General features: G+C 30.2%; 17 protein-coding genes and 2 pseudogenes. 14 read left to right on the top strand and 5 right to left on the bottom strand.

Annotated elements, in window-relative coordinates; genetic code table 11:
* Nucleotides 1–276 precede the first annotated feature (276 nt).
* Entirely contained in the window at nt 277–2,064 is a 1,788-nt protein-coding gene (locus HMPREF3125_RS08630) for a cation:proton antiporter (protein WP_070453212.1), read from the top strand.
* Nucleotides 2,065–2,172: 108 nt separating this feature from the next.
* Here HMPREF3125_RS08630 and HMPREF3125_RS12710 read toward each other — a convergent pair whose 3' ends face one another.
* From HMPREF3125_RS12710 to HMPREF3125_RS08640, 3 genes are all read right to left on the bottom strand, one after another.
* Nucleotides 2,173–2,307: a type I toxin-antitoxin system Fst family toxin gene (locus tag HMPREF3125_RS12710; protein ID WP_371106450.1), complete on the bottom strand. Its 135-nt coding sequence runs from the start codon at nt 2,305–2,307 to the stop codon at nt 2,173–2,175.
* A 130-nt stretch (nt 2,308–2,437) separates the two neighbouring features.
* Nucleotides 2,438–4,402 carry a fructose-bisphosphatase class III gene (locus HMPREF3125_RS08635; RefSeq protein WP_070453215.1) on the bottom strand — a complete coding sequence of 655 codons (1,965 nt, stop codon included), beginning with the start codon at nt 4,400–4,402 and terminating at the stop codon, nt 2,438–2,440.
* Between the two features lie 261 nt (nt 4,403–4,663).
* Nucleotides 4,664–5,275: an undecaprenyl phosphate transporter UptA gene (locus tag HMPREF3125_RS08640; RefSeq protein WP_017636540.1), complete on the bottom strand. Its 612-nt coding sequence runs from the start codon at nt 5,273–5,275 to the stop codon at nt 4,664–4,666.
* Nucleotides 5,276–5,707: 432 nt separating this feature from the next.
* Here HMPREF3125_RS08640 and HMPREF3125_RS08645 point away from each other — a divergent pair, with 432 nt between their 5' ends.
* The 9 genes from HMPREF3125_RS08645 to galU all read left to right on the top strand — a co-directional run bounded on the left by HMPREF3125_RS08645 (nt 5,708) and on the right by galU (nt 16,447).
* Nucleotides 5,708–6,982, top strand: a complete 1,275-nt coding sequence (locus HMPREF3125_RS08645) for a pyruvate MFS transporter (protein WP_017636539.1) — start codon at nt 5,708–5,710, stop codon at nt 6,980–6,982.
* A gap of 124 nt (nt 6,983–7,106) precedes the next feature.
* Entirely contained in the window at nt 7,107–7,394 is a 288-nt protein-coding gene (locus HMPREF3125_RS08650; protein WP_017636538.1) for a putative quinol monooxygenase, read from the top strand.
* A 232-nt stretch (nt 7,395–7,626) separates the two neighbouring features.
* Nucleotides 7,627–9,528: an FUSC family protein gene (locus HMPREF3125_RS08655; protein WP_256278089.1), complete on the top strand. Its 1,902-nt coding sequence runs from the start codon at nt 7,627–7,629 to the stop codon at nt 9,526–9,528.
* A 105-nt stretch (nt 9,529–9,633) separates the two neighbouring features.
* Nucleotides 9,634–10,047: a DUF2188 domain-containing protein gene (locus HMPREF3125_RS08660; RefSeq protein ID WP_070453222.1), complete on the top strand. Its 414-nt coding sequence runs from the start codon at nt 9,634–9,636 to the stop codon at nt 10,045–10,047.
* A 140-nt stretch (nt 10,048–10,187) separates the two neighbouring features.
* Nucleotides 10,188–10,883 carry a GTP pyrophosphokinase gene (locus HMPREF3125_RS08665; RefSeq protein ID WP_017636535.1) on the top strand — a complete coding sequence of 232 codons (696 nt, stop codon included), beginning with the start codon at nt 10,188–10,190 and terminating at the stop codon, nt 10,881–10,883.
* Between the two features lie 251 nt (nt 10,884–11,134).
* Nucleotides 11,135–11,815: a GntR family transcriptional regulator gene (locus HMPREF3125_RS08670; protein ID WP_046467020.1), complete on the top strand. Its 681-nt coding sequence runs from the start codon at nt 11,135–11,137 to the stop codon at nt 11,813–11,815.
* A gap of 25 nt (nt 11,816–11,840) precedes the next feature.
* Complete coding sequence (gntK, locus tag HMPREF3125_RS08675) at nt 11,841–13,379, top strand: gluconokinase (protein WP_070453225.1); 1,539 nt, start codon at nt 11,841–11,843, stop codon at nt 13,377–13,379.
* Between the two features lie 116 nt (nt 13,380–13,495).
* Complete coding sequence (locus HMPREF3125_RS08680) at nt 13,496–14,854, top strand: gluconate:H+ symporter (protein WP_070453228.1); 1,359 nt, start codon at nt 13,496–13,498, stop codon at nt 14,852–14,854.
* A 726-nt stretch (nt 14,855–15,580) separates the two neighbouring features.
* Nucleotides 15,581–16,447 (top strand): UTP--glucose-1-phosphate uridylyltransferase GalU, encoded by an 867-nt coding sequence (galU, locus tag HMPREF3125_RS08685; protein WP_070453231.1) that lies wholly within the window; start codon nt 15,581–15,583, stop codon nt 16,445–16,447.
* Nucleotides 16,448–16,496: 49 nt separating this feature from the next.
* Here the strand turns inward: galU and HMPREF3125_RS08690 are convergent, their stop codons facing one another.
* Together HMPREF3125_RS08690 and HMPREF3125_RS08695 are read right to left on the bottom strand one after the other, a co-directional pair.
* Nucleotides 16,497–18,377, bottom strand: coding sequence for a DUF5776 domain-containing protein (locus HMPREF3125_RS08690; protein WP_176745289.1), 1,881 nt, complete (start codon nt 18,375–18,377; stop codon nt 16,497–16,499).
* 162 nt (nt 18,378–18,539) lie between these two features.
* Nucleotides 18,540–20,180 carry a phospho-sugar mutase gene (locus HMPREF3125_RS08695; RefSeq protein WP_070453237.1) on the bottom strand — a complete coding sequence of 547 codons (1,641 nt, stop codon included), beginning with the start codon at nt 20,178–20,180 and terminating at the stop codon, nt 18,540–18,542.
* A 304-nt stretch (nt 20,181–20,484) separates the two neighbouring features.
* Between HMPREF3125_RS08695 and HMPREF3125_RS08700 the strand changes: the two are divergent.
* The 4 genes and pseudogenes from HMPREF3125_RS08700 (at nt 20,485) to HMPREF3125_RS08715 (ending at nt 26,515) form a co-directional block, all read left to right on the top strand.
* Nucleotides 20,485–21,836: pseudogene (locus tag HMPREF3125_RS08700) on the top strand (glycosyltransferase).
* A gap of 148 nt (nt 21,837–21,984) precedes the next feature.
* The gene (locus tag HMPREF3125_RS08705) at nt 21,985–22,377 is read left to right on the top strand and encodes a (deoxy)nucleoside triphosphate pyrophosphohydrolase (protein ID WP_070453239.1); all 393 of its coding nucleotides are present in this window, start codon (nt 21,985–21,987) and stop codon (nt 22,375–22,377) included.
* 2 nt (nt 22,378–22,379) lie between these two features.
* A pseudogene (locus HMPREF3125_RS08710) lies at nt 22,380–25,245 on the top strand (DEAD/DEAH box helicase).
* Between the two features lie 334 nt (nt 25,246–25,579).
* Nucleotides 25,580–26,515, top strand: coding sequence for an alpha/beta hydrolase family protein (locus tag HMPREF3125_RS08715; protein ID WP_070453242.1), 936 nt, complete (start codon nt 25,580–25,582; stop codon nt 26,513–26,515).
* The last annotated feature ends 32 nt before the right edge of the window (nt 26,516–26,547 follow it).

The following is a 26,547-nucleotide window of genomic DNA, read 5'->3' on the forward strand; positions in this document are numbered from 1 at the left end:
TTTCAATTTTAATTATAATTATCTTAAAAATTCATATCTTTCTATTTTAGACGAAATAATACTAAAAATAAATACCTGAGTACATGATATATGGACTATTGTGTAAATAAGACGTACGGTTTCTAAGAATTAAAAATAGTAATGCAATACAAAATGATTAGTGTAGAATAGTAATGACAAAAATTTTTAATAAATATTAATGCATTAATGATGATACTTTGATAGTATTAGCAAATATTGATTGGAAAAAGTGTAAAAGTTGAAGAAGGTGTTGTTATGATATTTGATTTACCTTTAATGCTAATGATTGTTGTATTTTTAGCGTTAGGTATATTCAGCCAATGGTTAGCAAATAAAATAAAATGGCCATCCATAGTAGTAATGGCTATTGTAGGTCTGTTAATTGGACCAATATTAGGCATAGCAAATCCTAAAGAAGCAATGGGATCGGAAGTGTTTAGTCCTATTGTTTCATTAGCAGTAGCCGTTATATTATTTGAAGGTAGTAGTAATTTAGATTTCAGAGAGTTAAAAGGGATATCGAAAGCGGTCATCAGAATTATTACTGTAGGTGCAACGATTGCATGGATTTTAGGTGCAATTGCATTACATTACGTGTTAGATTTTCCAATTTCAGTATCATTAGTTATGGGTGGATTATTCTTAATCACTGGTCCCACAGTAATTCAACCATTGTTAAAACAAGCAAAGGTAAAGAAGAATGTCGATTCAATATTACGTTGGGAAAGTATCATATTAGATCCGATTGGACCGATGCTAGCACTATCAGCATTCTATGTATACCAAATTATTGATGACGGTATAAGTTTTTTAGTGATCTTACTATTTATCTTAAAAATTTTAAGCGTTGTTTTAATAGGTTTTGGTGCATCATTCTTATTTAACTGGTTAATTAAACGTGACATGATACCACAAAGTTTAATGCCGCCAATACAACTGGTATTTATACTTTTAATATTTAGTATCTGTGACGAAATTTTAGCAGAATCTGGATTATTATCTGTAACCATATTTGGACTTATAATGGCACGAAATAAACGTCATGACTTAATGTTTAAGGAATCTGATCATTTTATCGAAAATGCATCAACAATAATGGTTTCAACAGTATTTATTTTAATTACTTCATCACTTACTAAAGATGTATTACTAAATGTACTATCATGGCAATTACTTGTATTTAGTGTTGTAATGATTTTACTTGTAAGACCTTTATCGGTTATCATTTCTACATTTAGAACAGAAATAACTAAAAGAGAACGTGTTAGTGTAGCCTTAATGGCGCCTAGAGGTATTGTTGTACTTACCGTTGCACAATTCTTTTCAAGTTTGTTTATGGATGACGGTGTCAAAATGGCTCAATACATAACACCAGTTACATTTGGACTTGTATTTATTACAGTTGTCATCTATGGATTTAGCTTTACGCCATTAAGTAAGATGTTAGGTGTAGCAAGTAATGAGCCACCGGGTGTTATTATTGTTGGAGAGAGTGAATTCTCGTTTCATTTAGGAAGTATGCTTAAAGATCATGGTATACCAATTATGATGTTCAATTTATTTGAAAACACTTCTGATAAAGCACATCAACAGGGTTTTGAAGTATTTAAAGGGAATTTATTATCTAGTAACGACCGTATATATTCAGATTTACTAAGATATAATAAGTGTATATTGATGACGAAATCATTTATTTTTAATAGTTTAGCATTTAATGAACTAGTCCCTGAATTTGGTTTGAATAATGTCCATATGATGCCAGTATCATTTAATGATGAACAAGCACGTAACAATTTAAATGGTCCTATTCGAAATCATATTTTATTTGATGAAAATCATACCCCAAGATGGTTTGATAACTATATAACACAACATAATATTATAGAAGTGCCTGCCGAAAGATATCATGAGGTTACTGATAAAGATATGTTGATTTATTACATTAATGAAAATAAAAATGTCACTTTTAAAAGGAATAATCATTCACTACCTAAAGAAAAACATGGGACATATGGTATATTAAAAAATGTTTATAACGTATAAAATATTGCTTTTATAAAAAAATAATGTTAATATAACATCAGAAATATCTCGCATATAACACCAATCCCCTCACTACTGGTGATAGTGAGGGGATTCTTATAGGTGTGGTTACTTACGTCTATTGTTTTTATCATTGCGGCAGCGTAACCAATTAGTATACCAAGCAATGATGCAACCGCTTGTTATGGTTGCCAGAATATTTATCAGAATATCCCGCATCATAACACCTCCTTTACACGTCATTAGGACGTCTAAAGTATAGACGATAGTATTATTATAGCAAGGGATAATTAATTTAAAAGAAAAAAATATTATAAAATATAAAAACAGGGCGATAATTGGAATTCTACTCAATTATCGCTCTGTTTTTCTACTATTTTAAGTATCTATCATGCATTAAAATTTTAAGAATATCTATTTGAGATTGTAATTCATGTCCTACGTTAGTGTCTTTAATTTTTTTACGTGTTAGTTCTTCATCAACAACACGTTTAACTGATAACTCATCCGCACCATCTGATAATACTTTTTCCTTAGTATTAAATTCTTGGTGAGCAACCAATTGCATACCAAATGAATTATAAAGTAACGTATAACCAGCTATTCCTGTAGTAGATTGATATGCTTTTGAGAAACCGCCATCAATAACTAACATTTTACCATCGGCTTTAATTGGATCTTCACCATCAATTTCTTTTACTGGTGTATGCCCGTTAATGATACGGCCTTCATCAGGATTTAAATCAAAGTCTTTTAACATCTTACGAATCATATCAACATCTTCTCGTAAGTAATAATAAGGATTCTTTTCTTCTTTATGTGAGGCTTTATCTTCAATAAAATAACGTTCAAATGTTGTCATGGCACGTTTACCAAATAATGAAGAGTATTTACCAGTCCATAAATACCAAACTAAATCAGTAGAAAGATCATCTGTGATTTCTTTGTCGTCAAATGCTTTTCTTACATGATATTCAAAAACATCTAATAGTTCACGTCCACTATGTGATTCACCATCGATTTCAAATGATTCCATTTCGCCATTTTCATCTACTGGAATGCATCCATGAATAAGTAAATTTCCGTTATAAGGCAGATATAATTTTCCTTCTCTCATTAAGAAGGACATGTGGCGACGAAGTTTTTCAGATTGTTGGAAAGAAAGGAGTAACTTCTCGATAACATCTTCCTCTTCTTTCAATAATGTTTCAGGATTTTCTGGATCAACAGTTTGGAAACATGTATCTTTTAATGGATATGTTTTACCGTAAACAGTAATTTCATTGTTGTCGTAATCAATTTTTTCTAAAACTAAGCGTTCTTCCATTTCAAATGATGGGCGACGTTTGATAATTGGCATTTCAAGCTTAAACTGTATCATTGAAATTGCTTGATGAATCTTCGTAATCTGATGTTCTTCACGTTGAGTAAGACTTACTTCCTTGTCAGGACGTTTTTTGGGTTTGAACGCTGGATTATCTCCACTATAATATTTTTCAGCTAAAGTTAGTAATGGTCTTAAGTTAATGCCATATGCGTCTTCAATAATATCTAAATTATCATAACGTGCACAGATTCTAAGTAAATTTGCTAGACACACTTTGGACCCTGCATAAGCACCAATCCATAATACGTCATGATTTCCCCATTGAATATCTACAGAATGATAATTAATAAGCGTATCCATAATTTTATCTGGTTTAGGTCCACGGTCATAAATGTCTCCAACTACATGTAAATGGTCAACGACTAATCGTTGTACAGTATATGAAAGACCGATAATTAAATCATCAGATTGTTCTAATTCAATAACTTGGTTAATCAATGTTTCGTAATATGTTTTTTTGTTTTGATATTCATTATTTTTATAAAGCAACTCTTCAATAATGTATACAAATTGTTTTGGTAACGCTTTGCGTAATTTAGAACGCGTGTATTTTGAAGAACAATATTTTGTTAATTCTATTAAACGTTCGATAGTTGTAATATACCAAACATTGAGCTGACCTTTCGCATTGAATTGATTTTTAACTAACTTTAATTTGTCTTCAGGATAATATACAAGTGCTGCTAAATCATTAATTTCTTTTTCGTTAAGCGTATTTCCGAATATATCATTAATTTTCGCTCTGACATTACCTGAGCCATTTCTTAAAACATGTTGGAAAGATTCGTATTCGCCATGTAAATCACTTACGAAATGTTCAGTGCCTTTTGGAAGTTCTAATATTGATTCTAAATTGATAATTTCTGTAGCTAATTTTTCAGCACTATCAAAACGTTGTGATAGTAAGTCTAAATATTTTTGTTTCAATTCACTTTCAGTAATATGTGTCATGATTTGTCACTCCTGTTTATAAGTTCCAATATAGTCAGTCTTTGTAATAATTAATGCGCTTACATTTGATTATCAAGAAAAAGTGATTAATTTTCAATAGCAAAGCTTTATTTGAAAATATATTTTCATATTCAGAGTGATTCAAGTTTGAAAATGACAATTTTTAGAAGGAGCTAATTGATTATGGTATTGAACAAATAGGGGATCATACTAAAAAACGCCAACAAAGTAGTCACTATGTTAGCGTTAAGTAATAATATATTATTTTACACGTTTACGTTTCACAAAATATCTAATAACAAAGTAAATAATGGCAATGATGATAATGACATACATAATTCTAGAATATGTATGAATACCATTCATTAATGCGCCAAAACTATCGCTAAGCAAACGACCTAGTATAATAAGCGCAAAGTTCCATATAGTTGTACCCAATAATGATAAAGATGTGAAAACAATAATATTCATACGATTAATTCCTGCAGGGATGGTAATTAATACACGTAATACTGGTATGAATCGACATAGAAATACTGCCCATGCGCCATATCTTTTAAACCAATCATTGGCACGTTTTAAATCACTACTTTTCAATTTCATCCATTTACCATGTCGATCGACAAAACGGTAAAGTTTTTCTTCTGAAATAAGACGACAAATATAGTATAAAATTAATAATCCAATAAATGATGCAATCGTTGCAATAATTAACAATGTCCAAACTGATAAATGAGATTTAACTGATAATAATCCTGCAAAAGTTAAAATGATTTCTGAAGGGACAACAGGTAAGACATTTTCTAATAAAATTAAAATAAAAATAGCTGTATAGCCCCATTGGCTAATAAAATTCGTTATAATTTGTTCCATTTATATAAATAGACTCCTTTATTCATCTAAACAATCTACTTAATTAAAAGTACGGTAACGTCATTATAATAAAAAATAGTCATAAATGCTTGTGAAAGGGGAGTCAATTTAAAATTTTATTAGTATTTTTAGTTTTTTAAAACACTAAAATTGTTTATTTATTGTAGTTATAGTTTTAACTCTAAATTGAGTATTACACTTGTGACAGTATATTGAATGTATTGTTGATATTTATTGAATAAAAAGTGAATATTTTATTAAATTTATATTGTAACCGTTTCCGTTTCGTGCTATTATTATTAAAAATTGTAGCGCTACAAGAAATTTTTAAGTTGTTTCTTAGTAGTTTAATCATAGTCATCTTGAAGGATTTCTGAAACTGAACGACAACACTTAGAGACAACATATTTAATAAGGGAAGTAGGAAAAGAAATGAATAAGAAAAGAAGTAACGTTCGTTGGGGCTTCGCAATTGCATTCTTCTTGATCGGAGTTATTGCATACATGGACAGGTCTAATATTTCTTATATTGCTGTTCCAATGATGGAAGATTTGCATTTGTCAAAAGCTCAATTTGGTTTATTGGCTTCATTTTTCTCGCTAGGTTATGCATTAATGCAAGTACCTTCTGGGATGTTAGCTGAAAAATTTGGACCACGTAAAATGATTACAATTGCATTGGTATGGTGGAGTGCTTTTACTATATTTACAGGTATGATTAAGCATCATGGTTTATTATATTTTGTTAGATTTTTATTTGGTGTAGGTGAAGCGCCAATGTATCCTTCTAATGCAGTATTCAATTCATTTTGGTTCGCAAAAAATGAAAAGGGACGAGCTTCAAGTGCTTTATTAGCAGGTTCGTACTTTGGTCCTGTATTAGCGCCAATTGTGACTATAGCTATCGTAAATGCATTTAACTGGGAAGCGGTATTTTATATTTTTGGTGCAATAGGAATTGTAATGGCAATACTTTGGGCAATTATTGCAAAAGATTTACCTGAACAACATAAAATGGTCAACGAGGCTGAAAAACAATTTATTATGCAACATAGAGATATTGTAGACACAGACAAATCGTTACCACCTTGGAAACGATTCTTAACTCACTTTAGTTTCTATGCAATTGCAATTCAATACTTTGTTGTTCAATTCGTTATCACTCTGTTTTTAATTTGGTTACCTACATATTTAACAGAAGTATATCATGTTGATTTTAAAGATATGTCAATTAGTTCTCTTCCATGGTTATTAATGTTCTTCTTAATACTTAGCGGGGGAGCAATTTCAGATAGAATTTTAAACACTGGCAAATCACGCTTTGTCGCTCGTGGTGTTATTGCTATTATAGGATTTATTGTATTTTCAGCGTCAATGTTCCTTGCAGTACATACAGATAGCCTTTATGTTACTATTTTCTGGTTATCATTAGGACTTGGTGGAGTTGGTATGTCTATGGGTATGAGCTGGGCGGCAGCTACTGACTTAGGCCGTAACTTCTCAGGTACAGTATCAGGATGGATGAACTTATGGGGTAATATTGGGGCATTAACAAGCCCATTGTTAGCAGGAATATTTGTTGAAAGTCTAGGATGGACTTTAACATTTGAATTGTTAGCAATTCCTGCAGTAGTAGCAATTATAATGTGGTTCTTTGTTAAACCTGATAAACCATTAGTTATTGATGAACATAAAACAATAGAATAGTAGATATTAAAAAGAGCAATAAGTGAGATTGTATAAATATAGTAATGTACTATATCAAATCTCATTTATTGCTTTTTATATTTTGTTAAGTACATAATATCTTAATAAAAAAGGTGTGTTTTAAATGATGATCATTAATGCAAAAATTAAAATATTAGAAGAAAAACGAGACGAATATTTAAAATTGATGGAAAGTTTAGTTGAAGAAACAAGAAAAGAAGATGGAGTCTTATACTATAGCCATTTTGAAGATGTACAAGAACGTAATACATTTGTGGTAGTTGAAAATTATATTGATGAAGCAGCAATCAACTCACATATGGAGTCTCCACATTTCCAAAACTTTAATAATAAAGTTAAAGAGTATGTTGCAGAAGAACCAGTTATAGAAATTGCCCAACAAATTAAATAAATTTGGTAGATAAAATATAATGGGAAATAGTAATCAAATATTAATGAAAGTGATATAATAGTATGTATCATTGATGGATTGTGAACAATACATCTAATAAGTTAACGCTATTGAGAGCGGAATAACGCTGATTTCAAATCAATGAAATGAGAAACATTCCGTTCTTTTATTTTGTTTAAAATCAATAAAAAGGAAAGGAGAGGACATATTGAAGAGTTTTATACAGCTAGTCATGACATTTAATAAATCAAAAGTTGATCCATATAAAGGGTTAAGACAAGGATTATTAATGATTATCCCGGCTCTTTTAGGATATTATTTTGGCTTTTTCTCTTTTGGTATATTAATTGCCACAGGTACATTAGCGCATATATATGTCTTTAAAGGAGCACCAAAATCACAAATTAGAATTGTAATACTTTGTTCTTTAGCGTTTGTAGTATGTATGATGCTTGGAACATTGACAACAGCACAACCAATTATATTTGGTATCTTGCTATTAATTGTTACAGTAGTACCATTTTATATATTCACTTCTCTCAAAATAGCAGGCCCTTCATCTACGTTCTTCATCGTAACGTTCTGTTTACCGATGAACTTACCTATTGCACCTGACCAAGCACTAATTAGAGGGTTGGCTATATTAATAGGTGGAATATTAGCGACATTAATGGTGCTATTAACTATTTATATTAAAAAAGAAAAAGCTGAAGATAGTGCAATTAATGCAGATTTCAAAGTAATTCAAGATATGATGGAAAATTACAATGATCCAGAAGCATTTAAAAAAGTTGCAAATTCAGCAGTATCTGCATTTAAAGCGTCAGATAAACTACTCATAACGTCATCTGCGAATAACGATAAAATGAGTTCACGATTTCAAAAATTATTATTAATTCATACTTCAGTTCAAGGTATTTATTCAGAATTATTAGAGCTTAATGAAAAAAATATACGACCATTACCTAATGATTTAATTGAAATGTTGAATTTCATTATCAATAAAGTAAAACATCCAAAAACTAATCATCAAACATGGAAAAAAGAAATCAATGTAAGTTCTGAATTTGAAAATTTATTAAATCATATACTAAAAATAGATGAAATTGCACATGCTGATTCTAATCATATCGAACATGAAGCGAAAATTAGAACACCTTTATATAGTAAGCGTATTTTACAAAATCTAACATTAGATTCTATTGTATTTAGAAACACATTGAGATATACAGTCATCATGTCAGCAGCAATATTCATAGCTTTATTCTTTGGATTTGATAAAGCATACTGGATTCCATTATCTGCTCATACCTTATTGGTAGGAACATCAACAATTCATTCATTAGAAAGAGGTACTGCAAGAAGTTTTGGTACTATATTAGGTGTTATAGTGCTTACAGGAATATTAGCATTTTCTATTCCAACACCATTAGCAATTATATTAATGGGATTAGGCGCTGGAATTACAGAAATGTTTGTTGGTGCAAATTACACGTTTGCGGTCATATTTATTACAATTCAAGTTATCTTATTAAATGGTCTTGCTTCACAAAACCTATCTATTAGTATTGCATATCCAAGAATTGTAGACGTAATTATTGGTGTAGCTATTTCTACTATCGGCCTATTTATATTAGGTCAAAGAACATCATCAATATTGTTACCAAATACAATTGCAGAAGTTGTGAGAAAAGAAGCATCGTTCTTCCATTACTTATTCTCAGAAAACAAGTATCATAATAAAGAAGAAGAAAAAAATCTTAATCTAGGATTATCAGTTAGATTAAATAATATGACTCAAATGTATAATGCAGCGAATGGTGAGTTGTTCAGTAATAAAAAAGTAATCCAATACTATTATCCAAGTATATTTGCGCTTGAAGAAATTAGTTTTATGCTTAGTAGGGCGCTTAGTGATAATCATCGTTCAAGAATAGATGATCAATTAATGGGGGAATATTTAGCTACATTTGAAAACATTGCTAAACATTTCGAATTAAAATCACATCTCGAAGTAAAAGAATTAACTGATTTACCACAGTATAATTATATTAAGTCTGGTTTAATGAAAATACAGAAAAACAGTCAAAAAGCACGTGAAGATGCTATTGAAGCAGGCATATTAGGTAAGTAGAGTAGTCTGAGGGTTGTCTAACCGTAGTATGACGTCATAGTGGTTAAATAGTTAGTATTGGTGGTAATACTAATATATAAGCAAATTAAACTGGAGATGAATACTATGCCTTGGACAATGGATGATTACCCACAGAGTTTAAAAAATCTTGATGAATTAGAACGTAAAAAAGCAATTGATATAGCTAATGCCATGTTGAAAGATGGTTATAAAGAATCAGATATTATACCAATTGCTACGAAACAGGCTGAAAAATGGTACAAAGATGCTTCTAAAGATGAATTAAAGGAATTGAAAAATAAACACATTACACAACATCAAACAGATCAGTCTGCAAACCCAGAATTAAATGAAGAACCTATACACGTTTACTTTGAAGACAATGAGTGGAAAGTAAAAACAGAAAAGGCTAAACAAGCTTCTGATACTTTCCAATATAAAAAAGATGCAGTTAAGCGAGCACAAGAAATTGCAGAAAATAAAAATACGAAAGTAATAGAACATCAAAAAGATGAATAGAGAAAAAGTCTAGAAAGGCTATCCTCAAAATGAGGGTAGTCTTTTTATATTGGATGCGACTAAAGTAGGGAGTGCAATTATTTCTTCTTCTTTATGAACTTAGTTATAATAAAATTGATAAAGAAGTTGGAGGAAATAATATGTATGTAGAGAGAAAACCCTCATTATATCTAGAAGACTTAAGAACAGAATTTAAAAACAGTTTGAATACATTTAAAAATAGCGACGAAGCTTTTGATATTTTAGTAGGCTTTGTTGAGTTAGATCATATTTATTCATCAGCACTTAAAGAAATTAGTACTAAACTAAGTATATTAGATGATAACTTTAATCATATGTATAAACATAACCCTATTCATCATATGGAACGTCGTGTGAAAGAAATGGGTAGTTTAGTTGGAAAGCTAAAACGCAAAGATTTGGAAGTAAGTGCTGAAAGTGCCAAAGAAAATATTATGGATATCGCTGGTATAAGAGTTATATGTAATTACTTAGATGATATTTATGTAATTGAAAAAATGTTATTAAAACAAGAAGATGTCAAATTAATCAAACGTAAAGATTACATTGAACATCCTAAAGAAAATGGTTATCGAAGTTTACATATTGTTGTAACGATTCCTGTATTTTTAGCTGATTCTGTAGAAGTAACACCAGTAGAAATCCAGATAAGAACAATTGGTATGGATATGTGGGCAAGTTTAGAACATAAAATCCGATACAAAAATAATACAGATACTGAAAAATATAAAGGACTATTAGAACAATGTGCAACAGAAATAACAGATGTTGAAAGAAAAATGCAGCAAATTCACTCAGAAATCTCGGAAAATTAAACATAATAATGAAGCGTAGTATATTTTATTCTAAGTTAATGACTAAAATATACTACTTTTTTTAAGATTATCGAAAATAATAACCACTACTACATCAAAATAACTGGTTAGTAAAAATAACATAGGTAACTTATAAGTTTCGTTTAAATAGCGAGGCTTATATTAATTAGTAAGCGTTTGCAAAACAAGGGTACATGTATTAATATACTTGTATACAAGTATAAAGGTAACTGGAAATTGAGGTGTAAGATATGACATATGGCTATCCAGAAAGTTGGAAAAGACATTTAACTACAGGTGAGTCAATCGCTGCTGAAATAAGATTAGGCATTATCAATGGTGACATTGAATCTGAGACTTGGTTAACAGAAAATCAAGTTGCTAAACAATTTAATGTAAGCCGATCACCTGTTAGAGATGCTTTTAAACTATTACAAACAGACCAATTGATACATTTAGAACGAATGGGTGCACAGGTTCTACCTTTTGGAGAGCAAGAAAAGAGAGAGCTATATGACTTACGTTTGATGTTAGAATCGTTTGCCTTTTCAAGGTTGAGAACACAGGATACACAAGCTATCGCAAAGGAAATGAAAAAGCAGTTAGAAATGATGAAAGTAGCCGTACAATTCGAAGATGCTGAATCATTTACAAAACATGATTTCGAGTTTCATGAGGCAATGATTTTAGCTTCTAATCATCAATATCTAAAAACCTTTTGGTACCATCTTAAACCTGTCATGGAATCACTCATTTTATTGTCTATGAGACGTAGAATGTTACAAAATCCGGATGATTTTGAACGTATCCATCGCAATCATAACGTTTTTGTGGAAGCGGTTGATAATAAAGATTCAGACAAATTAAGAGAAGCATTTCATTTAAACTTTGATGATGTTGGAAAAGATATAGAAGGATTTTGGTTACGATAATTTTATTGAGAAAGTAGGGAAAATGATGAAATATATGATTGGTGTCGATATAGGGACAACGAGTACCAAGTCAGTTCTATATGACGAAAATGGACAATTTATAATGAAGCATAACATTGGATATGAATTACATACACCTAATGTTGATGTCTCTGAAGAAAATCCAGACGAACTATTTGATGCAGTCTTAATGACAGTGAAATATGTGGTAAGGGAAACAAACATAGCAAAAGAAGATATTAAATTGATTTCTTTTAGTGCTCAAATGCATAGTCTTGTAGCTATGGACGAAAATCATCATAGACTAACTGAAAACATTACTTGGGCAGATAATAGAGCAAGCAAATACGCAACATTAATCAATAATCAATATAATGGATTAGATATTTATAGAAGAACAGGCACGCCAATCCATCCAATGTCACCGTTATCAAAAATTTTCTGGATGAAACACGAACAACAATCTACTTTCGATAATACTGCCATGTTTGCTGATATTAAGACATATATTTTATATCAATTATTTGAGCAATATGTGATTGATCATTCAATGGCTTCAGCAACAGGTATGTTTAACCTTGAACAATTAGATTGGGATGATGATGTACTCAATTTATTAGGTATTTCACGATCTCAATTACCAGAATTGGTACTAACAACACATATTTTAACTGGAATGAAAAAACGATATGCAACTTTAATGGGCATTGATGAAAATACACCAGTCGTCATAGGGGCAAGTGATGGCGTTTTATCAAATCTCGGTGTTAATAGTTATCAGCAAGGTGAAGTAGCAGTCACTATCGGAACGTCTGGAGCGATAAGAACTGTTATTGATAAACCGAGAACAGACGAAAAAGGACGTATATTTTGTTATGTGTTAACTGATGAACACTATGTTATTGGTGGGCCAGTAAATAATGGTGGCGTTATTTTAAGATGGCTTCGAGATGAAATATTAGCTAGTGAAGTTGAAACGGCTAAAAGACTTGGTGTTGATCCATATGATCTACTAACACAAATTGCAAGTCGAGTTAAGCCTGGATCAGATGGTTTAATCTTCCATCCATATTTAGCAGGTGAACGAGCACCGTTGTGGAATGCCGATGCAAGGGGATCTTTCTTCGGGCTTACATTATCACATAAAAAAGAACATATGATTCGTGCTGCTTTAGAAGGTGTTTTATATAACTTATATACTGTATATCTTGCATTGATTGAAGTGATGAACGAAACACCAAATGAAATTAAAGCAACAGGTGGATTTGCGAAAAGTGAAATATGGCGTCAAATGATGGCAGATATTTTTGATACACAATTAAGTGTACCTGAAAGCTATGAAAGCTCATGTCTTGGTGCTTGCGTTCTAGGTATGAAGGCACTAGGAGAAATAGATGATTTTTCAATAATTGAACAAATGGTTGGAACAACTCATGAACATCAACCTGATCCCAATACAGTAGACATTTATCAACAGTTAGTCAAAATATTCATTAAGATTAGTCGTTCATTAACAGAATCTTATAGTGAAATTGCAGATTTTCAACGTCAACATATGGATTAATTGATTTCATAAAATATCTTAGCACATAGACAGTATTTAATTGCAATGTAGCCATGTCACTTTTGAATTCGAGCAACTTTATTGAGAATAACACAGAAAAGGAAGAAGGGACTGCCATGTTTGGAGAAATTTGGCCACTAATTAGCGTTGTTTTAGGAATTATCATTTTATTAAGTTTAATTATATTTTTAAAATTGAATACCTTTATTGCTTTAATTATTACATCGATAATCACGGCATTACTATTAGGAATGCCACTCAATAAAATTATGGAAACTGTTGAAAACGGAATGGGTAGCACATTAGGTCATATCGCTTTAATTTTTGGATTAGGTGCTATTTTAGGAAAGTTACTTTCTGATGGTGGAGGCGCGACAAGAATCGCTGATACATTAATCGCAAAATTTGGACAGAAACATGTACAGTGGGCGATGCTTATTGCAGCATTCATCGTTGGTATAGCATTGTTCTTTGAAGTAGGACTAGTCTTATTAATCCCACTTGTATTCACAGTAGCTAAACGTGCAAACGTTTCTATTTTAAAACTAGGACTACCAATGGTAACTGCTTTATCTGTGACACATGGATTCTTACCTCCACATCCTGGACCGGTTGTTATTGCAAAAGAATTAAAAGCCAATATCGGTCATGTATTAATGTACGGAATTATTATTGCAATTCCAGTCACATTAATCGCAGGTCCATTATTTAATAAATTTGCGCAAAAAATCATTCCTTCAGCATACTCACGTGAAGGAGATATTTCAGCATTAGGCGCACAAAAGGAATTTACTAATGATGAGATGCCAGGATTTGGTATTAGTATTTTAACTGCAATATTACCAGTTATATTGATGCTGATTTCAACAATTGTTCAATTGGTTACTGGACATGATACACCTAAAAATAATGTTGAGTCGATCATTTATCTAATTGGTAATGCGGGTACTGCAATGCTTATAGCAGTTATCTTTGCAATATTTACTATGGGAATACTTCGAAAAAGAAAAATGGAAGATATTATGGAATCAGTCACACAAGCTATATATCCAATTGGTATGATGTTGTTAATCATTGGTGGTGGCGGTACATTCAAACAAGTTCTAATAGATGGCGGTGTTGGTGACACAATCGCAAAAATGTTTGAAGGTACACATATGTCCCCAATTTTACTCGCATGGATTGTTGCTGCAGTACTTAGAATCGCATTAGGATCTGCTACTGTTGCGGCTATCTCTACTACAGGTATAGTCATGCCATTACTTCAAGCGTCAGATACCAATGTCGCTTTAGTCGTACTAGCTATTGGTGCAGGTAGTGTTATCTTATCTCATGTCAATGACGCTGGTTTCTGGATGTTCAGAGAGTATTTTGGATTAACAGTTAAAGAAACTTTCTTAACTTGGTCATTACTAGAGATAGTTATTTCGGTATCAGGCATTATCTTCATCTTATTTATTAGTTTATTCGTATAAAATATTTATAATTATACCGGCTGGAGACAGTCGGTATTTTTGTATGGATTTATAAAGGGTCGCAACAAAAACTGATATATTTCTTGTCTGTTTAAACCATTTTTGAATAACTGTGAAGCATTGATATAAAAGCTTTGAAAACTTAATGGTATACATGAACTAAAGTTCATGCATAAAACCTTCTAAGTAATCAATTACTAAGAAGGTCTAATGTGTAGGGATAATAATGATGACAATAGATATTAATATACATATCATTGTATATTTACCGGTTATGGTAACTATTACGTTTATTGTTATGTGGTTTATCAAGCACATTCGAGCAAAAAAATAAACCCGTCTTACTGCAATAAGACGAGTCTAAAAGCTGTTTGTGTAGAACATATGAATTGAGTTAACCCTCAAAATATGTTGCTTAGTTTTTCCACCTAGTAAACACTCTAAAAGTTGCTAGGTGTATTTTTATGCTTAAATTATACTATGATATGAAGATTAAGGCAATAAGTTTGAGTGTAAAATACTACTAGTTGACTTCAAATAGTAGGAGATATAGTAATAGAAATCCCAAAATCTTAATGAGCAATATATTGTTTTAAATATAAAAAATTCTCACATTAATTTAATGTAAAATATTAAAATGATGTAAAATATGCACATTGTGGTATTAATGATAAAATGATGTTATACATTAGCAGTTATTCTTTTAAAAAAGGGGTAGTAGAGACTTTGAAACAAATAAAAAAAGCAATTATTCCAGCAGCTGGTTTGGGTACTAGATTTTTACCAGCAACAAAAGCAATGCCGAAAGAAATGCTTCCAATACTAGATAAACCAACTATTCAATACATCGTTGAAGAAGCATCTAGAGCAGGTATTGAAGACATTATTATCGTTACAGGTAAACATAAACGTGCGATTGAAGACCACTTTGATAACCAAAAAGAACTAGAAATGGTATTAGAAGAAAAAGGTAAAAATGATTTATTAGAACGTGTTCAATATTCAACCGATTTAGCTAATATCTTTTACGTTAGACAAAAAGAACAAAAAGGTTTAGGTCATGCCATCCACACAGCACGTCAATTTATTGGCGATGAACCATTTGCAGTGTTATTAGGCGATGACATTGTTGAATCTGAAACACCTGCCATCAAACAATTAATGGATGTTTATGATGAAACTGGTAAATCTGTTATTGGTGTACAAGAAGTTGCACCGGAAGATACACATCGTTACGGTATCATTGATCCATTAGAACAATCTGGATTACGTTATGAAGTTAAAAAATTCGTAGAAAAACCTAAACAAGGTACAGCACCATCAAACTTAGCTATAATGGGACGTTATGTATTAACACCAGAAATCTTCGACTATCTTGAAACACAAGAAGAAGGCGCAGGAAATGAAATTCAATTAACTGACGCAATCGAACGTATGAACACAGAAAGCCAAATGTACGCATATGACTTCGAAGGTGATCGATACGACGTTGGTGAAAAATTAGGATTCGTTAAAACAACGATTGAATATGCATTAAAAGATAAAGACATGAAAGATGATTTAAAAGCATTCATTAAACAATTAGACTTATAAAGCAAAAAGGCATCAATCACAATGTATAGTGATTGATGCTTTTTCAATATTATTTTAAAACTTTGATAAAACCTTGATTAGCAGTTAAATAATAACCATCTGTTGTTTTTAATCTAGGTGTTAACTTACTAGTAAATTCGATATCAATAATATCTATTTTTGTGCCTTTTTCTAAAGTCTTAACTGGATCTTTCTTAAAACCTACATCCTCATATAGCTTACATTTCTTAATTACTTCAACAGATTTCGGAGTGTTTGTAATATAGCCTTCAATACTATCAAGATTGATTGGTGTAACAAAATCTTGATTAGCAGTTATATAACTTCCATCCTCTGTAACCAATCTAGGAGTGCCTTTATCACTTTTATCCATATGGATAATACGAATACATTGGCCTTTATTAATATCACTTATTCCGTTTATAAAGTTTGCTTCTTCATACTTCTTAAACTTTTGCAATGCGACAACATGCTTTGGTGTATCAGTTAGATATTGTTTCATGTTTATGTCTTCATCTCCATCTTTGTATGAGTGAAATGCTAATGATAAGTTCTGACGTTTTAAATAATTATAATCGCTATAATGAGGTGGTGTAGCTTTTACTAAACACTTCTCAAAATCATTATAAGTGATTGAAATATTAAAGTCAGTATTTTTAAAGAAGATATCTTTATGTTTAATATAAAGTGATTGATTTGTCCACTCATATTTGACGGGTTTAATGTATCGTTCGTCGTGAATTTTAATTAGTTCGACGGAATTTATTTCTGTTTCTGCTAATTTAAAAATCTCAATTTCATCGTATAATTCATCTTTAATATAATATGTACCTCTAAATATAGGCACACAATCTAGTGCTAATTCAGGTAAATGTTTTAAATCTTCAGGATACATGTAGTACATAGTATTTTCTTTAATATACTTACTAACTTTTGCATCATTCAATAAAAAGTTGATTAATGATTCTAAAATATTTTTATTTTGTTGATAAGCGTCATAAATACGTTTGAATTTATCAGTAATAATTAAATCATTCATATTGTAACCTGCATTAGTAATTAAAGACTCTACTTTATCAAACTGCTTATAAAAGAATGATTTATCTTTTGATTTATTAAATGTCTTAGTTAATAAAAATCTAGAAATAAAATCAATTTCCACTATTCTACTTAAAATTTTAATCATAATTCCATTTTCTATATCCATCTTTAAGACATGCTCAAGTATATTTAAATTTAATTGTGATTTCTCTAACATGTTAGTGTCATTAACTAGAGAGTCATTTAGTTCGTAACGGTTTACATGATATACAGGTTCAGTGGTCATTGATGCTGAATGGCATAAAGGTAAAGTTTCAAAAAAGAATAATTTATCTTCCCCATATTTCATATGTTTAAAGGTAATATGATGATCTAACAAAATAGAACGTTTGTAAATTTTACCTGGTGGTCCTACAGCACGAAATATTTTGAAAATATCACTTGGAACTAAATTATCATCCTGTTTATATGACGCAAAACGAGCAATTTTTTTAATGTTTTCATTAGTATGTTTATAACATTGACCAAATCCAATATCTGATTGATGACTGTTTACTTGTTCAACAAATTTAGGGAAACCTTCAGTATCTAACCAATCATCAGCATCTAAGAAAGTAACATAATCACCTTGTGCTTTTTTAATACCTAAATTTCTTGGAATCGCAGGACCACCAGAATTTTCATCTAGTTGGTACGTCTGAATAAAGTCATATTTTTCGTTATATTGTTTTAGTAATTCATATGATTTATCTGTGGATACATCATCTATGAATATTGCTTCAATAAGCGTTTTATCTATTTTTAAGTCTATCAAAGATTGAATACATGTTTCTAAATATGCTTCTTTATTATATACAGGTACAATAATTGAAATAAGCTTTTGAATAATACTCTCTCCCTAATTAGTGTTTTGAAATTGTTATTTTTATGACTGAATAATATATTTGAAAATCACTAAAAGTATAGCACTATCAATTAAAATATCAAAATATTAAATAATTAAATGTGCGGTATAATAAAAAGCTTCTCCATTGATTGGAGAAGCTTCTTATTATTTATCAAAAATAAATGAATTTATTTTGTTTGCAATATTATCAAAATCGTCATGTGTTAATGATACATACAATTTGATCTTAGGTTCAGTACCAGAAGGTCTTAATGCAATAAACCCTTCTTTGAAGTAAATTTTAAGTACATTTGCTTTAGGTAACGTAATAGAAGAGGTTTGATTTGTTTGGAAATCAACTTTTTCTCCTGTTTCATAATCTTCAATAGCAATGACATCTAATCCATTAATAGAACGTGGTGGGTTATTTCTATATGTTGTCATAATATCATCGATAATTGCTTTGCCTTTTGCACCTTCAAATGTATGAGAGAATAATTTGTCATTGTGGTGTCCTACTTGTTGGTAGATATCTTCCAACTCATCTTTTAACATACGTCCTTCATTTTTAAGTTCAGAAGCATATTTAATAATAAGCGGTACGATCTGAATCGCATCCTTATCTCTTACGAATGGACCAGCTAGGAAACCATAACTTTCTTCATAACCAAGTAAGTAATTTTGATCATCAGACATATTTCTAATTTCTTCAGCAATATATTTAAAGCCAGTTAACACTTCTTTGTATTCTACATTATGATAACGCGCTAATGACTTAGCTAGTTCACTACTTACAATAGATTGAATCATAATTCTATTGTTTAAGTGTGCTGTTTCTTTAATACGATAATTTAATAATAGGGCACCAATTTGGTTACCGTTAAAGTAATGAATATTACCGTCTGCACCACGCTCTGCTATACCTAAACGGTCAGCATCTGGATCAGTACTAATTAATAAATCAGCTTTAATTTGATTTGCAAGTTCAATGGATTGATCAAAAGCTTTATGATCTTCTGGATTCGCACTTGCAACAGAACTGAAATTAGGATCAGGTTTACATTGCGCTTCAACTAAATTAAATTGATTGAAATTTAACGTTGTCAAAATGTCAGGTACAACAGGTACACTTGTTCCATGCAAACTTGTAAACACCACTTGTAAATCTGATTTAGGAATGTCACCGACTAATTTCTTAATGTGTTCAAAGTATGATGTTCTTACGTCAGTTGGGACTGTTAAAATGTTTGATTGTTGTTGTTCATTTAATTCAGGTAGTTCAATGTTAAGTGGATCACCTAAATCGTTAATATAATCACTTAGCTCGGCAGATGGTTCTGTAGACAGTTGTGCACCGTCTTCACTGTAAACTTTGATACCGTTATAGTCTTTAGGATTATGACTTGCAGTAATCATGACACCCGCATCTGCTTCTAAAAATCTAACAGCATAAGATAAATCAGGTGTTGTACGGTATGTATCAGATAAATAAACTTTGATATCATTACTAGCTAAAATCGTTGCGATAATTTGAGCGAATTCCGGTGACAAATGTCTTGTATCATAATGAATCACTGCTACTGGTGATGTATGTTTGGATTGTAAAAACTTGGCTAAACCTAAAGCGACTTTAGACACTGTAAATCGGTTTAAGCGTCCTTCTCCAAGGCCTAATTTACCTCTTATTCCAGCCGTACCAAAAGCAAGTGTCGTTTCAAAACCTTCTTGTTGAGTTTCAGTTGATTGGTTCTCATAAAAGTCTTTAACTAAACTTTCATCAGCTACTTTAGTCCAATTATCTTTCATAATATAAAATTCCCCTTTAAAAAATAATCGCGTTACACCTAAATTAATTATTTTAAATCATTATCAAACGGGTATATTGAATACAGATGTACGCATGTAAGTTAATCTTATTATATAGTACATTTATTGTAAGTTACATTAAAAAGATATAAAAAATGATGAGAAAAATTCAAAGTTGAAATTTAAGTATTTATGACAATATTAAAAAATAAGTGTTTATCAAATATTTTTTAATATCAAAAGTCTATACTTTTTAAATATTGTCTCATATAATTAGCATATCAAATATAAATGGGGATTAAATATGATTAATACAATTACAAGCACATTGCCACCAGTCCATGGGGGAAGAACTAAAGCGTTATTAAAACGAATCAAGTTTTTAGATGAGGAAATGAATATCGTTAATAAGATATATACTACAAATTATAATGCTAATTATAAAGAAGTATATGATGAATTTTTAAAAAAGGTTTTGTAACTAAAAATACAGAATACGAAAATTTATATGATTGGCTTTCAGATTTTAAATTATTATCTATACCAACGACAAAATTTAAGAAAAAACCAATTTATAAAGAAAAAGATAAAGAAATTGAAGGACTACAAAAGAAAGAATTTAAAGATGGGAATGTCGTTCTTTATTATGATGGAGATACGTACGTTCTTTATAGAAGATATTATGAAGGTACTAATATTGTAGAATTCGAAGATGTTATGTCTCCTGTATCTAAGAAAAGAATTGAACGTCATGAGTACAATGTGTATGGTCAACTTCATAAAATTAATTATTTCTCTAGTAAAACATACTTTAAAATATTAGAAGAATATTACGATACAGAAGGACAAATTTATTGTAAGAAATTTTATGATGCTAGAGTATTAGATAAACCAATGCTTAATCAAATACCTAAAACTAAAAACGTTCTTGTATTCCACAATAGTCATTTAGATGGAGAAAATGTAAAAGGCTCATACAAAACAGCGCTAGGTAATGCTGATAAAGTAGCTCAATATTTATTACTTACTCAAATACAAAAAGATGATATTCAAAACTTATATGATATCGATGATAATAAAATATCTGTTATTCCGCATTTTATTGAACCATATCCTGAATCAGATCAAGTTGAAAAATTAGACCGATTTGTATTTATTGGTAGATTAGGTTTACAAAAACAAATCGACCACTTGATTAAAGCATATAAACAATTTCTATCTTATGGTCATGATACTGAATTAACAGTGTTTGGCCCAGATGAAGCCAATCAAAAAAAATTAATGCTAGACCTTATTAAAGAATATAACTTAGGCGATAAAGTAAAAGTATATAACTATACTAATAATCCATTGGATGAATTTAGAAAGTCTAAAGCTTCATTATTAACTAGTAAGTATGAGGGCTTTGGCTTAACAGTAATGGAAAGTATAGAAGTAGGCTGTCCAGTTATTTCATATGACGTTAGATATGGTCCAAGTGAAATTATTGATGATGGCGTTAATGGTTATTTAGTAGAACCAGACAATATTGAACAATTTGCAAAATACATGGACAAAATAGTTAATGAACCACTAAAACATGTTGCTACAAAAGCAACACTCAAACAAGAAAACGCCGCAGCCAACTTTAAAAAGATGTTTGATAAAATTAAATAGAAAGATTTTGAATCCGGACGAGTGAAGAACTTGTTCGGATTTTTACACTTCTGATTTAATGAAATTTCTATATTTTTATTAGTTAACTTACTGCTTTTAAATTATTTGATAGAATGTATATATAAATTTGATAGAGAAGGTGAAATATATGAAAAAAGTGATAAATGTAGTTGGAGCAATTATATTTTCTGATAATAAAATTTTATGTGCTCAAAGAAGTGAAAAAATGAGCCTACCTTTAATGTGGGAATTTCCAGGTGGAAAAGTTGAAAAAAATGAATCAGAAGAAGAAGCCTTGATTAGAGAAATTCAAGAAGAAATGAAATGTGATATTTCTATTAATGAAAAATTGACAACTACAGAGTATGAATATGATTTTGGTATAGTTAACTTAACAACCTTTAAGTGTCAATTAAACCAAGATGTTCCTACTTTAACTGAACATAAAGAAATAAAGTGGTTACCAATTAACCAACTTAATTCATTAACATGGGCTCCAGCAGATATTTCAGCGGTTAAATTAATAATTGAAGGAGAATAGCTATGAATAGATTAATTGAAGATTTCACACAATCTTTACATAAAGGATTTATAGATAAAAATGTTTCGCACCAAGGAAATTTTACTCCCAAATTATTAATAAATAATAAAAATGAAAATGTTTTATCTACAATAGTTCAAGAGTTACAAAAGTATATATCTTTTAGTATTTCAGTAGCATTCATTACTGAAAGTGGATTAGCTAGTTTAAAATCCATTTTATATGATTTAAATCGTAAAGGAATAAAAGGGAGAATATTAACTTCCAATTATTTAGGATTTAATAGTCCTAAAATGTATAGTGAATTATTAAAATTAGAAAATGTGGAAGTACGTTTAACTGATGTAGAAGGGTTTCATGCAAAAGGGTATATTTTTGATCATGATTATTACTCCTCCATGATCATCGGTAGTTCAAATCTAACTTCTAATGCATTAAAGATTAATTATGAACATAATATTTTATTATCAACTCACAGAAATGGTGAGTTAGTGCACAATGTTAAGTCACAATTTAATGACTTATGGGATAAAAGTATATCACTGACTCAGAATTGGATTAATGATTATAAAGAAACCTTTGAATATAAGTCTGTGAAACAAGTGTTTGAAATACAAAAGCAACAAGAAAAATTAAATGATAAATATAAAAATTCTCTAGAAATTCAGCCTAATAAAATGCAAAAAGAAGCTTTAAATTGTTTAGATTCCCATAGAAAGGAAGGAAAAGATAGAAGTCTAATTATATCTGCTACAGGGACAGGAAAAACAATTTTGTGTGCACTTGATGTTAGAGCATTTAATCCAGAAAAGTTTTTATTTATAGTACATAATGAAGGTATTTTAAATAGAGCTAGAGAAGAATTTCAAAAAGTAATGCCTCATATTGATGAAAAAGAATTTGGTTTGTTTACTGGAAAGCATAAAGATGTTAATGCAAAATATTTGTTTGCTACTATTCAAACTTTATCTAATAATGAAAATTTTAAAGAGTTTTCAAAAGACCACTTTGATTATATTGTTTTTGATGAAGCACATAGATCAGCTGCTTCAAGTTATCAAAGAATTTTCAATTACTTTACACCCAAATTCATGTTAGGCATGACAGCTACACCAGAAAGATCTGATGAATTAAATATATATGAATTATTTGATTATAACGTAGCTTTTGAAATTAGATTACAAGAAGCTTTAGAAAGTGAAATATTATGTCCATTTCACTATTTTGGTGTTACTGATTATTCAATTGATGGAGAAGTAAGTGATGAAGTTACAGATTTAAAGAATTTAACTTCAGATGATCGATTAAAAAACATCTTAGAAAAAACTAATTATTATGGTTATTCCGGAGAAGAACTTAAAGGATTAATTTTTGTAAGTCGAAGAGATGAAGCATATGAATTAGCACAGAAATTAACGGATCGTGGAATACCTTCTGTAGGATTAACAGGTAAAGATAAAATTGAATTAAGAAGTATCACAATTGAACGTTTGAAAAATGGAGAAATCAGCTATATTATCACTGTAGACTTATTCAATGAAGGGATTGATATTCCTGAAGTTAATCAAGTCGTAATGTTAAGACCAACAGAATCAAGTATCATATTTATCCAACAATTAGGTAGAGGATTAAGGAAAAGTAATAATAAAGAATACGTTACAGTTATTGATTTTATCGGAAATTATAAAACGAATTATTTAATACCAGTTGCTCTATCAGGAGACCAGTCTCAAAATAAGGATAGTTATAAAAAGTTTTTAACTTCTAATAGTGAATTAAATGATGTGTCTACAATAAATTTTGAAGAGATAGCTAAGAAAAAGATTTATGATTCTTTAGATGCAATTAAATTAAATCAGCCTAAATTGATAAGAGAAGCCTATGAAACAGTTAAGAACAGAATTGGTAGACAACCTATGTTAATGGATTTTATTAAACAAAATTCAGTTGATCCTAGTGTTATTTTTTCTAAATACAAAAATTATCATGAGTTTTTAGTAAAAAATAAATATATAGAAGATAAAATTAACCATAATGAATTTAAAAACTTAACTTTTTTATCAAGACAACTAACGCCAGGTTTAAAGAAAGTGGATGTTTTAGTATTAGAAGAAATATTGAAAGGCCCCATATTCATTAAAGAATTATTAGAGAAAATGAGAAAATTAAACGACGATATAATTGAAAAAGATGTAATAACATCCCTGAAAATTTTAGACTTCTCATTATTTAAATCAACAATTGGTGATACTTATGGTGAACCTCTTATAAATTATTGAAAATGACAAAATTCAATTAACAAAAGAATTTTCCAACTCATTAAATAATCCTTTATTTGTAAAATATATTTTTGATTTAATAGAACTGTCTAAATATAATAATCGTCGATATCAAGATAGTGGAAATAGGATGATTATTTATAATAAATATTCCCGTGAAGATTTTGTTAAACTGCTTAATTGGGATAGTGATGAGTCGGGAACTATAAATGGATATAAAATGAAACATCAAACTTTACCTATATTTATCACTTATGATAAACATGAAGACATAAGTGATAATACTAAATATGAAGATGAGTTTTTAAGCCAAGATGAGTTGAAATGGTACACAAGGTCACAAAGAAAAATCCAATCTCCAGAAGTACAAAATATACTCAATCATGTGGAAAATAATGTAACAATGTATATTTTTGTGAAGAAAAAAGACGATGATGGTAAGTACTTCTACTATCTTGGAACAGCTAATTATATTGAAGGGACAGAAGAGGAAGATATAATGTCTAACGGTAATTCAGTTGTAACAATGAAATTATCTATGCATCAACCAGTTAGAGATGACATTTATAGGTATATTACTTCTGATTAAATATAATAAACTTTGAGTAGAATATTAGAGTTTTAATTTTTGGTGCAGGAGCAGCGGACTTCCTAAATGTGCTTGCAAAATATATCGAAAATCCATACCTTCTTATTTTATAGAATGAAAAATAATATTAATATAGACATATGTCTTGGTACATCCTAAAAGATGTCACCAAGGCATATTTTTTTATTGAAAACATACGATTTGGTAAGTACATTTAGAAGTACAATCAATATATTTGAATTTCAGAACGTCTCATTTTAAACTTGCTTAATAAATATACTTTTTATACTCAAAATCCACAAAATTTAACTAATAAAAAAGTGAGGCTTTTAAAATGAATCAACTCAATTTTAATATAAACGAAGCTGTTCCTAATATGACAATTAAACCGATTTCTTTACCAACACCAGCTGAACGTGGTGATGAATTACAAGTTAAAGTGAGTATGCCTTCTGAAGGTAGTAACTTACCTATCATTTTATTTGCACATGGATTTGGATCTTCAATGCACGCATATGAACCTTTAACGGACTTTTGGGCATCGCATGGGTTTGTTGTCATTCAACCTACATTTTTAGATTCAAGAACGATTAACATGTCTCAAGATGATCCAAGACAGTCAAACTTGTGGCGTCAGCGAGTGGAAGATGTTAAAACAATTTTAGATCATTTGAGATATATTGAGGCTCAAGTCCCAGGATTGAGTGGACGATTAGACACGAGTAAGATTGCGACAGTTGGTCACTCATTCGGTGGTCAAACAGCAGGTAATTTATTAGGACTTCAAGTGATTGATCCGATAACTAAAGCGACAACAGATTATTCTGATGATAGAGTGAAAGGCGGCATTTTATTAGCAACTGCTGGAGAAGGTGGAGACAAGTTAACACAATTTGCGAAAGATAACTTTTCGTTTTTAAATCCAACCTTTGATCATATGACTAAACCAGCGTTAGTTGTAGTGGGAGATAAAGATGAAAATCCGTTAACTAGTATAGGACCTGAATGGATGGAAGAACCGTATTATTTAAGCCCAGGTGAAAAAAGTTTATTAAAATTATATGAAGCGGAACATTCATTAGGTGGTATAGCAGGATATGAAGCCAAAGAAACGACTGACGAAAATCCTGAAAGAATTGACTTACTACAACATACAACATGGTCATATTTAAGAAGTGTTTTAGATATCGAGAGTGATAGTTGGAATGCTGCTCAACAAATAATCAATAACGATACAGACCAAGCAGATATTCAATCTAAAAATGAATAACATAAACTATTAGCTATCATATTAGTCTTTTA

Source organism: Staphylococcus sp. HMSC13A10 (assembly GCF_001808005.1).
GTDB lineage: Bacteria > Bacillota > Bacilli > Staphylococcales > Staphylococcaceae > Staphylococcus > Staphylococcus pasteuri.